General features: G+C 69.9%; 15 protein-coding genes. 11 read left to right on the top strand and 4 right to left on the bottom strand.

The features are described from left to right. Nucleotides 1-351 precede the first annotated feature (351 nt). The gene (locus OHA03_RS04375; RefSeq protein WP_267000918.1) at nt 352-1,305 is read left to right on the top strand and encodes a hypothetical protein; all 954 of its coding nucleotides are present in this window, start codon (nt 352-354) and stop codon (nt 1,303-1,305) included. 16 nt (nt 1,306-1,321) lie between these two features. Here OHA03_RS04375 and OHA03_RS04370 read toward each other — a convergent pair whose 3' ends face one another. Together OHA03_RS04370 and OHA03_RS04365 are read right to left on the bottom strand one after the other, a co-directional pair. Beyond that, nucleotides 1,322-2,644: a D-arabinono-1,4-lactone oxidase gene (locus OHA03_RS04370; protein ID WP_267000916.1), complete on the bottom strand. Its 1,323-nt coding sequence runs from the start codon at nt 2,642-2,644 to the stop codon at nt 1,322-1,324. Beyond that, the gene (locus OHA03_RS04365) at nt 2,601-3,848 is read right to left on the bottom strand and encodes an MFS transporter (protein ID WP_267000914.1); all 1,248 of its coding nucleotides are present in this window, start codon (nt 3,846-3,848) and stop codon (nt 2,601-2,603) included. Before OHA03_RS04365 ends, OHA03_RS04370 begins: the two co-directional genes overlap by 44 nt. 164 nt (nt 3,849-4,012) lie before the next feature. Between OHA03_RS04365 and OHA03_RS04360 the strand changes: the two genes are divergently transcribed. Together OHA03_RS04360 and OHA03_RS04355 are read left to right on the top strand one after the other, a co-directional pair. Next, entirely contained in the window at nt 4,013-5,140 is a 1,128-nt protein-coding gene (locus OHA03_RS04360) for a ferrochelatase (protein WP_267000912.1), read from the top strand. A 33-nt stretch (nt 5,141-5,173) separates the two neighbouring features. After that, nucleotides 5,174-5,992 carry an inositol monophosphatase family protein gene (locus OHA03_RS04355; protein WP_267000910.1) on the top strand — a complete coding sequence of 273 codons (819 nt, stop codon included), beginning with the start codon at nt 5,174-5,176 and terminating at the stop codon, nt 5,990-5,992. A 101-nt stretch (nt 5,993-6,093) separates the two neighbouring features. Here the strand turns inward: OHA03_RS04355 and OHA03_RS04350 are convergent, their stop codons facing one another. Beyond that, the gene (locus OHA03_RS04350; protein ID WP_267000908.1) at nt 6,094-6,267 is read right to left on the bottom strand and encodes a hypothetical protein; all 174 of its coding nucleotides are present in this window, start codon (nt 6,265-6,267) and stop codon (nt 6,094-6,096) included. A gap of 358 nt (nt 6,268-6,625) precedes the next feature. On the opposite strand from OHA03_RS04350, the gene OHA03_RS04345 reads away from it, so the two are divergent. From OHA03_RS04345 to OHA03_RS04330, 4 genes are all read left to right on the top strand, one after another. Continuing rightward, on the top strand, nt 6,626-7,279 hold the full coding sequence (locus tag OHA03_RS04345; RefSeq protein WP_030927249.1) for a response regulator transcription factor: 654 nt from the start codon (nt 6,626-6,628) through the stop codon (nt 7,277-7,279). A 6-nt stretch (nt 7,280-7,285) separates the two neighbouring features. After that, entirely contained in the window at nt 7,286-8,521 is a 1,236-nt protein-coding gene (locus OHA03_RS04340; protein ID WP_267000905.1) for a HAMP domain-containing sensor histidine kinase, read from the top strand. Nucleotides 8,522-8,927: 406 nt separating this feature from the next. Further along, complete coding sequence (locus OHA03_RS04335) at nt 8,928-9,224, top strand: DUF4193 domain-containing protein (protein ID WP_003965732.1); 297 nt, start codon at nt 8,928-8,930, stop codon at nt 9,222-9,224. Nucleotides 9,225-9,236: 12 nt separating this feature from the next. Continuing rightward, complete coding sequence (locus tag OHA03_RS04330) at nt 9,237-10,232, top strand: hypothetical protein (protein WP_267000903.1); 996 nt, start codon at nt 9,237-9,239, stop codon at nt 10,230-10,232. Between the two features lie 26 nt (nt 10,233-10,258). On the opposite strand, the gene OHA03_RS04325 is transcribed toward OHA03_RS04330, so the two are convergent. Continuing rightward, nucleotides 10,259-10,714, bottom strand: coding sequence for a DUF3093 domain-containing protein (locus tag OHA03_RS04325; protein WP_267000901.1), 456 nt, complete (start codon nt 10,712-10,714; stop codon nt 10,259-10,261). Between the two features lie 58 nt (nt 10,715-10,772). Here OHA03_RS04325 and OHA03_RS04320 point away from each other — a divergent pair, with 58 nt between their 5' ends. From OHA03_RS04320 to kdpF, 4 genes are all read left to right on the top strand, one after another. Then, complete coding sequence (locus tag OHA03_RS04320) at nt 10,773-11,357, top strand: PaaI family thioesterase (RefSeq protein ID WP_267000899.1); 585 nt, start codon at nt 10,773-10,775, stop codon at nt 11,355-11,357. After that, nucleotides 11,357-11,893, top strand: coding sequence for a dUTP diphosphatase (gene dut / locus OHA03_RS04315; RefSeq protein ID WP_267000897.1), 537 nt, complete (start codon nt 11,357-11,359; stop codon nt 11,891-11,893). The genes OHA03_RS04320 and dut overlap by 1 nt, the downstream gene beginning before the upstream one ends. Before the next feature lies 1 nt (nt 11,894). Then, nucleotides 11,895-12,665 carry a DUF3710 domain-containing protein gene (locus OHA03_RS04310; protein ID WP_267000895.1) on the top strand — a complete coding sequence of 257 codons (771 nt, stop codon included), beginning with the start codon at nt 11,895-11,897 and terminating at the stop codon, nt 12,663-12,665. A gap of 334 nt (nt 12,666-12,999) precedes the next feature. Continuing rightward, complete coding sequence (kdpF, locus tag OHA03_RS04305) at nt 13,000-13,089, top strand: K(+)-transporting ATPase subunit F (RefSeq protein WP_037701211.1); 90 nt, start codon at nt 13,000-13,002, stop codon at nt 13,087-13,089. Nucleotides 13,090-13,095: the final 6 nt, after the last annotated feature.

The raw sequence follows: 13,095 nt of genomic DNA, 5'->3' as shown, positions 1-13,095 counted from the left end.
GTGACCTCTTGTGCGACGCTGAGTGACTACTTGTCACCCTGCGTAGCTGGCCTCCGTGCGATGCCGTGGCGCCGCCGGATCGAGTGCCTCCTTCGGCCCCCTCCCGAAGATCCCGGACACCACGTGGGAGTCCGGCCCCAGGGCTCGCCACAGTACTCCATTCGGGCCATGTGGGTGGACCGGCGCGCCGCCGAAGTTCTCGTCAAGCACGGGAGTTCAGCTACCCACTTGGCCGCGATATGCCCATGATGCGTGTCCTGCTTCACAGAATCGCCTGAAGTGGAACCATTTACTTCGCCCAATTGTCCCTTCCTGTTGCATGGTGGGAGAGATGTCAATCAAGGGCTGGGAATGGTGCAGAAGCCGGAAACTGACATAGAACCCAAGGAAAGGCGTATAGATCTGAACGTGCCGCAGGTGGCGGGGAGCGCCGTGGCAGCGATCGCGGCAGCCGTGGCAGCCTCGCAACTGGGCGTGTACGGAACGATTCTCGGAGCCGGAGTGATGAGCGTCGTCGCCACCTGCGGCGGCTCCGTCTTCCAGCACTTCTTCCGCCGCACGGGCGAGCAGATCCGCGAAGTCACGGTATATACGCGGGAGACGCGGGACACCCGTGGGGCGCGCGAGGCGTATGGATCGGGGAGCGGGCCACGGTTGTCCGACGGATCCGTGAACGTTACGACGGTGCTCCGTACAGTGACGGCCGACCCGGACCGTACGCAACTGCTGGAGCCGCTCACCGACAACGGGATCCGGCCGCTCGCGTCGTGTCCGGCAGCCCTGGACGAGGAGTTCACCGCGTCCACCACCCATGGCACCCGGATCCGCGGCTGGAAGCGGCCCGCGCTCGGCGCGGTGGCGGTCTTCGCCGTCTCGATGGCCGGCATCACCACGTACGAGCTGATCTCCGGCAACGATCTGAGCGGTGGTCAGGGAACGACCGTCGGCTCCGTCGTGCGCGGTGGGCCCCAAGGCCCGGGGCACGACGACCCGGCGCCTTCGGTCAGCGGCGATCCGGGTCAGGGGCGGACGCCGGGTCAGGAGCGCGGTGGGACGCCGGGCACGGACTCGCAGGACGGGCAGAGCGGGAGCCCGGGCACGGGACAGGGGGACAGTCCCACGGCTGAACCGACGCCCACCCCCACACCGTCCAGCCCAGGTGGTGGCGACGGGACGACTCCGGCCCCCACGCCCACCCCGACGGCGAGCGGTGACGGCAGCGGCGCTGCCCCGGACCCCACCGGCGCGGGCATCGCCCCGGGGCAGGAGGCCCCCGCCACGACCGGCACGGACACCGGTCGGTGACCGGCTGCTGTCGTGGTCAGTCGCCCAGCACCCGGCGCAGATAGTCGTTGCCGAACAGCCGGTCCGGGTCGAGCCGGTCGCGTACAGCGGTGAACTCGCCGAACCGCGGATACACCCCGGCCAGGTACTCGGCATCGCGGGTGTTGACCTTGCCCCAGTGCGGGCGGCCGCCATGGGCGGTCATGATGCGCTCGACCGCGGTGAAGTACGCCTGGTAGGGCGTGCCCTTGTAGAGATGGACGGCGATGTACGCGGTCTCCCGGCCCGAGGCCGTGGAGAGCGCGATGTCGTCCGCGGGGGCCGTGCGGACCTCCACCGGGAAGCTGATCCGCAGCGGTGAACGGTCGACCATCGCCTTCAGCTCGCGCAGCGCCTCGACGGCGGCCTCGCGCGGAAGGGCGTACTCCATCTCCACGAAGCGGACCCGGCGCGGGCTGGTGAAGACCTTGTACGGGATGTCGGTGTACGTACGGGCCGACAGGGCGCGGCTGGAGAGCTTGGCGATCGACGGGATGGCTGCGGGGACCGCCCGGCCGAGCGAACAGGCCACCTGGAAGATCCCGTTGGAGAGGAGCTCGTCCTCCATCCAGCCGCTGACCTTGCCGGGCGGAGCGGCGGGGCCCGCGCTGCGGTTGTTGCGCTTGGTGTTGCAGTTGCCGGTGTGCGGGAACCAGTAGAACTCGAAGTGCTCGTTCTCGGCGACCAGCTGATCGAAGTCGGTCGTGGCCCGGTCGAAGGCCATCGGCTCCTCACGGGCCGTCAGCAGGAAGACCGGCTCCACGCCGAACGTGATCGCCGTGATGACACCGAGGGCGCCGAGCCCGATCCGGGCGACGGCGAAGATGTCGGCGTTCTCCTTCTCGGAGCAGGTCAGCACCGTGCCGTCCGCCGTGACCAGTTCCAGGGCGCGGATCTGGGCCGATATGGACGCCGAGTCGCGGCCGGTGCCATGGGTGCCGGTCGAGGTGGCCCCGGCGACCGTCTGCTCCATGATGTCGCCCATGTTGGTGAGCGACAGGCCCTCCCGGGCGAGCGCGGCGTTCAGCCGCTTCAGCGGGGTGCCTGCCTCGACGGTCACCGTCATCGCCTTGCGGTCGATCTCCCGGATGCCGGTGAGCAGATCGGGGCGGATCAGGAGGCCGTCGGTGGCCGCGGTCGCGGTGAACGAGTGGCCGGTGCCGACCGGCTTCACCTTCAGACCGTCCTCGGAGGCCCTTCGCAGTGCCTGAACCAGCTCGTCGACGGATGCGGGGGAAGCGGTCCGTGCCGGACGGGCGGTGACATTGCCTGCCCAGTTACGCCACGCGCTCGTCGTCGTCCGTGCGTAGGTGTCGGTCATCTTCCCCGCGCCTCCCCGTAGGAACCGGCTCGGCCAGCCGGCGATACCCCAGGAACGCCACCGCGGCCGCGAGCGCTCCCGCCACGACGGGCACCGTGTACCCCGCCGCAGCCCCGGACGCGTCGACCACCCAGCCTGCGGCCGAGGAGCCGAGCGCCACACCGACGGCGAGCCCGGTACCGGTCCAGGTCATGCCCTCGGTCAGCTTGGCGCGTGGTACGTGCTGCTCGACGAGGGCCATGGTGGTCACCATCGTCGGTGCGATGGCGAGGCCCGCGACAAAGAGCGCCACGGCCAGAAACGGCAGGTTCCCGGCCAGTTGGAGGGGGATCATACTCACGGCCATCGCGCACACCCCCACCAGCCACCTGGTGGCCGGCTCTCCCTTGAGGCTCAGCAGCCCGAAGACGGCTCCGGCGAGGCAGGACCCCAGCGCGTACACGGCCAGCACCAGGCTCGCCGCGGCCTTGTGGCCGTGGTCCTCGGCGAAGGCCACCGTCACCACATCGACCGCTCCGAAGATGGCGCCAATCGCCACGAAGGTGGCCACGAGCACCTGAAGACCGGGGGAGCGCAGCGCCGAGCCGCTGCTGTGCTGCTCGCGAGGGTGCGGCACCGGCTCCGTGGCACGCTGGGCAGTCAGCCAGAAGACACCGACGAGCAGGAAACCGGCGGCCAGCAGTGGACCCGCCTCGGGGAACCAGGCGGTGGACAGGCCGATCGAGACGATCGGCCCGAAGATGAAGCACACCTCGTCGACGATCGACTCCCACGAGTACGCGGTGTGCAGCTGCTGCGGCGAACCGTGGTAGATCTCCGCCCAGCGGGCCCGGGTCATCGCACCCACACTGGGGACGCAGCCGGCGCCCGCCGCGAAGACGAAGAGCGTCCAGTCCGGCAACCGCTGCTGTGCGCAGATGAGCAGACCGGCCACCGCCGCTATCGCGACCAGGGTGACGGGGCGCAGGACGCGCCGCTGCCCGTGCCGGTCGACGAGCCGGGAGACCTGCGGGCCGAGCACCGCGGCCGACATCGCCAGCGTCGCGGAGAGCGCGCCCGCGAGCCCGTATCGGCCGGTGATCTGGGACACCATGGTGACCACGCCGATGCCCATCATGGACAGCGGCATCCGGCCGAAGAAGCCGGCCGCCGAGAACCCCTTGGTGCCGGGGGCGGCGAATATCGCGCGGTAGGGACTGGGCAAGCGGGGCTCCGGTACAGCGAGGTCATGCGCGGGTGTAATGCGTGAAGGTGGCCGCTACAGCTTACGGGCGGCCAACTGTGCAGGACACCGCGACGGGTGCCCCACGGGCGCGCCGGTGGACGTCGGTCGACGCGCTGTCACAGGCGGGTGGCAGGATCATTCCCATGTCCGATCTGTGCGCTCCCGCTCCCTACGACGCCCTGCTGCTGCTCTCCTTCGGCGGACCCGAAGGTCCGGACGACGTGGTCCCGTTCCTGGCGAACGTGACGCGCGGCCGCGGCATCCCCGAGGAGCGGCTCAAGGAGGTCGGCAAGCACTACTTCCTGTTCGGCGGCGTCAGCCCGATCAACGCCCAGAACAGGGCCCTGCTGGACGCCCTGCGCAAGGACTTCGCGGAACACGGACTCGATATGCCGGTGTACTGGGGCAACCGCAACTGGGCCCCGTACCTCACCGACACCCTGCGCGAGATGGTCGCCGACGGGCACCGCCGCATTGCCGTCCTCGCCACCAGTGCCTACGCCTCGTACTCCGGGTGCCGTCAGTACCGCGAGAACCTCGCCGAGTCGCTCGCCGCCCTGGATGCCGAAGGGCTGCCGGTGCCACGCGTCGACAAGCTCCGGCACTACTTCAACCACCCCGGCTTCGTACGGCCCATGGTGGACGGCGTCCTGAAGTCGCTGGCCGATCTCCCCGAGGACGTCAGGACCGGGGCCCACCTCGCCTTCACCACGCACTCCATCCCCACCTCCGCCGCCGACACCTCCGGCCCCGAGGAGACGCACGGTGACGGTGGCGCCTATGTGGCCGAGCATCTCGACGTCGCACGGCTGATCGTCGACGCGGTCCGCGAGGAGTCCGGTACCGACCACCCGTGGCAGCTCGTCTACCAGTCGCGCAGCGGTGCCCCGCACATCCCGTGGCTGGAGCCCGACATCTGCGACCACCTGGAGACGCTCCACGGGGAGGGCGTGCCCGCCGTGGTGATGGCCCCCATCGGCTTCGTCTCGGACCACATGGAAGTCCTGTACGACCTCGACACCGAGGCCACCGCGAAGGCCGCCGAGCTCGGCCTGCCGGTCCGCCGGTCCGCGACGGTCGGCGCCGACCCGCGGTTCGCCGCGGCCGTACGCGAGCTGGTGCTGGAGCGCGCCGCCACCGAGCAGGGACGCCCGGTGGAGCGGTGCGCGCTCGGGGCGCTCGGCCCGAGCCACGACCTCTGTCCCGTCGGCTGCTGCCCGGCCCGTGCCCCGAAGCCCGCTGCCGCGGGTGCCGACAGTCCCTACGCCTAGGAGCGCTGTACCGCTGTGACCTCTGTGTCTTCTGTGACCGACCCCGTCCTGTCCGAACTGCTCGACCTCGCACAGGAGGCCGCCAGGCGCGCCGGTGCGCTGCTGCGCGACGGCCGCCCCGCCGATCTGGGCGTGGCTGCGACGAAGTCCAGCCCCATCGATGTCGTCACCGAGATGGACATCGCCGCCGAGAAGCTGATCACCGGTTTCCTCGCGGAGCACCGTCCCCAGGACGGCTTCCTCGGTGAGGAGGGCGCCAGCTCCGTGGGCAGCAGCGGCGTCCGCTGGGTCATCGACCCGCTCGACGGCACGGTGAACTACCTCTACGGACTGCCGACATGGGCCGTCTCGATCGCCGCCGAGCGGGACGGTGAGCGGGTCGTGGGCGTGGTGGAGGCCCCGATGCGCGGCGAGACGTACTTCGCGGTCCTCGGCGGCGGTGCGTACGCAAACGGCGGGGCGTACGGCGAGGGTGCCGCGCTGCGCAGCCGGCCCGCGCCGCCGCTCGATCAGGCGCTGGTCTCCACCGGCTTCAACTACGTCACCGACGTCCGTAGGCACCAGGCGGATGTCGTCCAGCAGCTGATCCCGAAGCTGCGCGACATCCGGCGCGGAGGCTCGGCCGCCATCGATCTCTGCGACGTCGCCGCCGGCCGGCTGGACGGCTACTACGAGCGCGGGCTCCACCCCTGGGACCTCGCGGCCGGTGACCTGATCGCCCGGGAGGCGGGCGCTCGCACCGGCGGGCGGCCAGGGCTGGCCGCCGACGGCGAGCTGACACTGGCCGCCACCCCGGGCGTTTTCGAGCCCTTGCAGGTACTGCTGGAGGAGCTGGGCGCCTGGCACGACTGACGGCACCGCCGGTAAAGCCCCTGGTAGGGGCTGCGGCGGACGTTCACGGACGGCACAGGGCCCCGGCGTCGCTGGCGACGCCGGGGCCCTGTGCCGTCGACTCAGACGGCCGTGGCGCCGATTTCGACGCCGTGCTCGGCGGCCAGGCGATGCAGGTCGTCCAGTTCTCCCTGCTCGACGTCCGCGAGGAAGTCGTCGCCCGTCTCACGAGCACGGGTGAGGTCGGACTCGGTGGTCCTGATTCGTTGCAGCAGACCGGCGGTGAAAGCGTCCATAGTGCGCCCCCTCGTCGTGGGTCGGTGGCACGGGGGTGTGCCCGGGTTTCCCTCCGCCGAGGGCGGTAGGGCGGGTGATCACGCACTCTCCGGGGGACGGAGCGGCCGTGGAGTGCCACATACATGGCGTGATCGCGGGTGTGAATTCGTCCTCCCCAGCCCCGGGCTCAGAGAAACCTCAACTGGCCCGGAAATCCGGTGAATTCCCGGAAGCCGCAGGTCGTGCCGTGCCGCCTTACCGCCGGTTTATACGCGTTGCGGGCAGGATGGTGCCGCACAGACAGTGCTGCTGAGCGGCCCGGATCACGGTCCGTGCGCTCATTCGGACGTTCTGAAGTTTCAAAGGAAGGACAGCGCCGTGCGCGTACTCGTCGTGGAGGACGAGCAGCTGCTCGCCGATGCGGTGGCCACCGGACTGCGCCGGGAGGCCATGGCCGTCGACGTCGTGTACGACGGTGCGGCCGCCCTGGAGCGCATCGAGGTCAACGACTACGACGTGGTGGTGCTGGACCGGGACCTCCCCCTGGTGCACGGCGACGACGTCTGCCGTCGCATCGTCGAGCTCGGCATGCCGACCCGGGTGCTCATGCTCACCGCATCCGGGGACGTCAGCGACCGTGTGGAGGGACTGGAGCTCGGCGCCGACGACTATCTGCCCAAGCCGTTCGCCTTCAGCGAGCTGACCGCGCGGGTACGGGCCCTCGGACGCCGTACGACGGTCGCGCTGCCGCCCGTCCTGGAGCGCGCCGGCATCAAGCTGGACCCCAACCGCCGCGAGGTCTTCCGCGACGAGCACGAGATCCAGCTCGCGCCGAAGGAGTTCGCCGTGCTGGAGGTGCTCATGCGCAGCGAGGGAGCGGTCGTCTCGGCGGAGCAGCTGCTGGAGAAGGCCTGGGACGAGAACACCGACCCGTTCACCAATGTCGTGCGGGTGACGGTCATGACGCTGCGCCGCAAACTCGGGGAGCCGCCGGTGATCGTCACCGTGCCCGGCTCCGGCTACCGGATCTGACCGCCGGTGTCCGCCGCCCCGGCGCCACCCACGGCGCCCCCGAAGCCCACCTGGGACCCCAAACAGCTGGAGCCCCCGTACCCCTGGCTGCGCCCGACCATCCGGATACGGCTCACCCTCCTGTATGGCGGGATGTTCCTGATCGCCGGCATCCTGCTGCTCTCGATCATCTACATGCTGGCCGCACAGGCCCTGCACGTGGGCAGCGAGCTGCCGTTCAAGATCGTGAGCGGCCAGGTGTCCAGCGACGTGTGCAACCTGTCCGGTGAGGGATCGTCGCCGAGCGCTGTCAACGCGGCCATGAACTCGTGCGTCAACCATCAGCGGCAGCAGGCGCTCGACACGCTCCTGAACCGCTCGCTGCTGGCCCTCGTCGGCCTGAGCGTCATCGCCTTCGCCTTCGGTTACGCGATGGCGGGGCGGGTGCTCTCCCCGCTGGGCCGGATCACCAGGACCGCCCGCCAGGTCGCCGGTACGGACCTGTCCCGGCGGATCGAGCTGGACGGTCCGGACGACGAGCTCAAGGAGCTCGCCGACACCTTCGACGACATGCTCGACCGGCTGGAACGGGCCTTCACCGCACAGCAGCGGTTCGTCGGGAACGCCTCGCACGAGCTGCGCACCCCGCTCGCGATCAATCGCACGCTGCTGGAGGTCCATCTCTCCGACCCGCAGGCACCGCCGGAGCTCCAGCAGCTGGGCAAGACCCTGCTGGCCACCAACGAGCGCAGCGAGCAGCTGGTCGAGGGCCTGCTGCTGCTCGCCCGGAGCGACAACCAGATCATCGAGCGCAAACCGGTCGACCTGGCCGAGGTCGCCTCCCGGGCGCTCGATCAGACGCGCGGCGAGGCCGAGGAGAAGGGCGTGGAGTTCCGCGGCGAGATCGTGCCCGCCGTCGTCCAGGGCAACGGTGTGCTGCTGGAGCGGATCGCGCTGAACCTCGTGCAGAACGCCGTGCGCTACAACGTCCCGGAGGAGGGCTGGGTGGAGGTCACCACCGAGCTGCAGCCGGGCCAGGCGGTGCTGGTGGTCTCGAACACCGGCCCGGTGGTACCGGCATACGAGATCGACAACCTCTTCGAGCCCTTCAGACGGCTCCGTACAGAGCGAACGGGCAGCGACAAGGGGGTCGGGCTCGGCCTGTCGATCGCGCGGTCCGTGGCGCGCGCTCATGGCGGCCGTATCATCGCGGAGCCCCGTGAGGGTGGTGGTCTCGTGATGCGCGTCACCCTGCCTGTCTGAGAGGCTGGTCCGAGCGATTCGTACCCAGATCGACCTGTTCGCTTTGAGCGGAATTTTCGGGACCCGTGCCCGGAAAGGCTGTGTGTGATCGATCACAGGAGCGAATTTCGGGCCATCCACGCTCCGTGATCAGGCCTCCCACCAAAAATCCGGCAAAAGTCGGGGTTTTCGGGGGTCGATATCACGGGAAGTACACGGGGTGGCGCTCGTGAAGCACGGCGTTCGGACCGTGTACGGTCCCCTTCGCCACCCAAGCCGATCGCTCTCGAGAGGTCCGCTCGGGTGTCGATTGAGTAACAGACCTTGATGTGAGGCAAAATCTCCGCCTCGGGTCGGGCACAAGTCCGGCCTCTCACGCGTTACGTGCGCTGAGACACCGCAGACACCCAGAGGGGGAGTGCGACAAATGGCAACGGATTACGACACCCCACGCAAGACCGACGACGACGTCGACCAGGACAGTCTTGAAGAGCTCAAGGCACGCCGGAGCGACAAGACGGCGTCCGCCGTCGACGTCGACGAGTTCGACGCGGCCGAAGGACTGGAGCTGCCCGGCGCAGACCTGTCCAATGAGGAGCTCGCTGTAAGGGTTCTGCCCAAGCAGGCCGACGAGTTCACGTGCATGAGCTGCTTCCTCGTGCACCACCGGAGTCAGCTGGCTCGCGAGAAGAACGGCCAGCCGATCTGCCGCGACTGCGACTAGGTTCGGTCGGCCGTGGCAGGCGACACACCGTTCCGGAAACGGCGCTTGTGGCGTAAGAGGTCGTCGGAGGCGTATCAGGGCGGTACAGGCCCGGTGGAAGGCGTAGCAGCGCCTGCCGAGCGGTCCGCCCTGCCACCCTCTCCGGGCGAGTCTGACGACGAGCGGGGCCGCTGGGCCTCGCTCGAAGCAGTTGAAGCCGCCATCGCGGCAGAGGTGGCACAAGCAGGACGAGTAGCAGCACCAGCAGTCGACGCGGCCGATGGGGCCGAGCAGCAGGTCGACAGGACGGAGCCCGTGACCGGGGCAGGCCGTCTGCAATCAGTGAAACGGGGCGTCCGCAAGAGCGGGGAGAGCGCCAGGGCGGCGATCGGTCATATCGCCGACCGGATCATCGAAACGGCTCCCCGCGTCCCTGTGCGCGACCTTGCGACCCTGCGCAGGCAGTTCCCGGGACTCGGTCCCGAGGAGCTCGCCGACAAACTCGTCGCGGGCGCGAGCAAGGGCACGGCCACCGTGGGCGCCGGTATCGGCGCGGCGGCCATGATGCCCGTACCGCCGGCCATGCTCGCCGAGCTGGCCGCGGAGATCACCGGTGTGGCCGCGATCGAGATGAAACTCGTGGCCGAACTGCACGAGGTCTACGGTCAGCGGCCGCCGGGCGGCCTCGCCCAGCGCAGCACCGCGTACCTCACCTCCTGGACGGAGGAGCGAGGCATCGACGCCGGCCACCCCACGACGATCAATGCGGCGCTGGGCGGCCAGATGAAGCGGGAGCTGCGCCAGCAGATCATGAAGCGCATGGCGCGCGACCTGCCGAACCTGATTCCGTTCATGGTCGGCGCCGCCGTCGGCGCGATGATGAACCGCCGCGACACGAAGAAGCTTGCCGAGCAGGTCAGGAAGGACCTGCGCAAGGGGCAGGTCCCCTGGGACCGGCTTTCGGAGCAGCCGCCGCTGGAGCGGCCCCGGAAGCTGTACAAGGGCCTCCCGAAGGAGATCGAGGGCTGAACCTCGTGCCCCGCCGGCCGTGCGTCCTACGCCCGTACCGCCGTGAGCGCCGCCACCAGGGCCTGCGGCTCCCGGGTCGACAGATAGATGTACGGGGTCGGGTCCTGCGGGTCGGTGACCTCCACCCGTACCGCCGTGGGGATGTAGCTGCGCAGCAGCATGAACGCGCGGGTGTCCGCCTTGTACGAGCGCCACGCGCGCGCCTCCTCGGCGTCCAGCACCTCGGCCGTGCCGAGCGCCGACACCGGGATCCGGGCGTCGCCCGCGACCAGCGCGCCCGCCACCACCCGGATCCGGGCGGAGCCGTACGAGCTGACCGCGAGCGAGGCCAGGGCCGTGCCGCCGACCAGGCCGCCCAGCAGCGGCAGGGTGCCGAGCGGCAGCAGCATCAGGGCGCAGGCGACACCGATCAGGAAGGCGATGAGCCACCACGAACGGGGCGCGGTCAGACGTTCGTCGAAAGGCGGGGTGGAAGGCTGCATGAACCCAAGCTTGGCACGGTGCGACCTGCGGGTACCCGCGCGGGTAAGGTCTGCGCCTGTGAGTGGAACATCTGCGGCTCTGAAGCCACCGGCCGACGCGGTGAAACCGGTCCGGCACCCCGACGCCCCGGCCCCTGGCGAGCTCCTCGGTTCGCACTACGAACACTGTTTCGGCTGCGGTGGGGGGCAGGCGCACGGCCTGCACCTCCAGGCGCGGGCCGGCGAGGGTGTGAGTGTCACCGCCGAGTTCACCGTGAAGCCCGCCCACCAGGGCGCTCCGGGACTGGCGCACGGCGGCGTACTGGCCACCGCGCTGGACGAGACGCTCGGCTCGCTGAACTGGCTGCTGCGGGTGATCGCGGTGACCGGGCGGCTGGAGACCGACTTCGTGCGGCCCGTGCCGGTGGCCACCGTGCTGCACCTGGACGCCGAGATCACTGCCGTGCACGGCCGGAAGATCTACTCCCGAGCGACCGGCCGGATCGGCGGCCCGGACGGGCCTGTCGCGGTCCTCGCCGAGGCACTCTTCATCGAGGTCAAGGTGGACCACTTCATCGAGAACGGCCGCCCGGCCGAGATCCAGGCCGCGATGGCCGACCCGGACCAGGCCAAGCGTGTCCGAGCCTTCGAGGTGAACCCGTGATGCGCCATCCCGTCGATGTACTGATTCGCCGGGTCGATCCGGAGGTGCCGATTCCGGCGTATGGGCACCCGGGCGACGCAGGGGCCGACCTGGTGACCACCGAGGCCGCCGAACTCGCCCCCGGGGAACGGGTGGTGCTGCCCACCGGCGTGTCGATCGCCCTGCCCGACGGGTACGCCGCGTTCGTGCACCCGCGGTCCGGCCTCGCAGCACGCTGCGGAGTCGCCCTCGTGAATGCCCCGGGGACGGTTGATGCCGGGTACCGTGGAGAGATCAAGGTGATCGTCATCAATCTCGACCCGCGCGAGACCGTACGGTTCGAGCGGTTCGACCGGATTGCCCAACTGGTCGTCCAGCAGGTTGAGAAGGTGCGCTTCCACGAGGTGTCGGAGCTGCCCGGCTCGGCCCGGGGCGAGGGTGGTTTCGGATCCACCGGCGGGCATGCCACGGGTGATGATGTTGATGGCGTCAGGGGCGGGACCACCCAGGGCGGGAACAGCTACGCTTCGGTCGTACCCGACCGGGAAGGACAGTGACGTGTTCGGTCGCAAGAAGAGTGGTTCCGCCGAGGACGTGGCGGACGAAGCGCGCAAGGCCGAGCAGGTCGTCGACGAGCTCGATGACACCGACGCCGCCGAGAGCGGTGCGCGCCGGGTGAATCTCCCGCCGGCGCCGCGGCCGGACGGACCGTGGGACATCGACGAGGTCTCCCAGCCCGGCGAGGGCCGGGTCGACCTGGGCGGCATCTTTGTCCCCGGGGTCGAGGGCATGGAGCTGCGCGTCGAGGTCGCCGGAGACGCGATCGTCGCCGCCACCGTCGTGCTGCGCGACAGCGCGATCCAGCTGCAGGCCTTCGCCGCCCCCAAGAAAGAGGGCATCTGGGGCGAGGTCCGCGAGGAGATCGCCACCGGCATCACCAAGCAGGGCGGGATCATCGACGAGGTCGAGGGCCCGCTGGGCTGGGAGCTGCGGGCGCAGGTCCCCGTACAGCTTCCGGACGGGACGAACGGCGTGCAGTTGGTGCGCTTCGTCGGCGTCGACGGGCCCCGTTGGTTCCTGCGCGGAGTGATCTCCGGCCAGGGAGCCGTGCAGCCGGAGGCCGCCGGGCTGCTGGAGACGATCTTCCGGGACACCGTGGTCGTCCGTGGCGAGGGCCCGATGGCGCCGCGCGACCCGATCGTCCTCAACCTCCCCAACGACGCCCAGATGGTGCCCGAGGGCGTGCAGCAGGAGGACCAGGAGGGCTCGAAGTTCTCCGGTGGCATGGGTCAGCTCCAGCGCGGACCCGAGATCACCGAGGTGCGCTGAGCCGCCGACCGCGGCTCGAAACAGCTCAGGCCGGTGGGCCGTACTTCCCTTCGAGGGAGGTGCGGCCCACCGGCCTTCTGCGTGCCCGCGCGGCGCGCGTACCAGCGGGTATATGGGGCGCGTATGCGGCACGTATGGGCGCCGTCAAGGGCGCGCCCCTCCCCGTAAGAAAGGCATCAACGCAGGCCACAGGGGCTTCGGACGGGGGTTTGCTCAGGAGGTCCGAAAAATCCGTCCTCATCTAGGAGCACACGGTGGCCGACATGGCCTTCGTCGTCACCACGATCGCGGTCTTCGCGCTGGTGGCTCTTGTTGCCAAGGGGGTGGCGAAGCTGTGACTGCCGAGAACATCGTCGGTCTGATCGTGGCCGTCGCCCTGCTGGGCTATCTCGTCCTCGCCCTTCTGTACCCGGAGAGGTTCTGAGCCCGA

This window comes from Streptomyces sp. NBC_00154 (assembly GCF_026342835.1).
Classification (GTDB): domain Bacteria; phylum Actinomycetota; class Actinomycetes; order Streptomycetales; family Streptomycetaceae; genus Streptomyces.
This window is presented reverse-complemented; position numbering and strand designations above follow the sequence as displayed.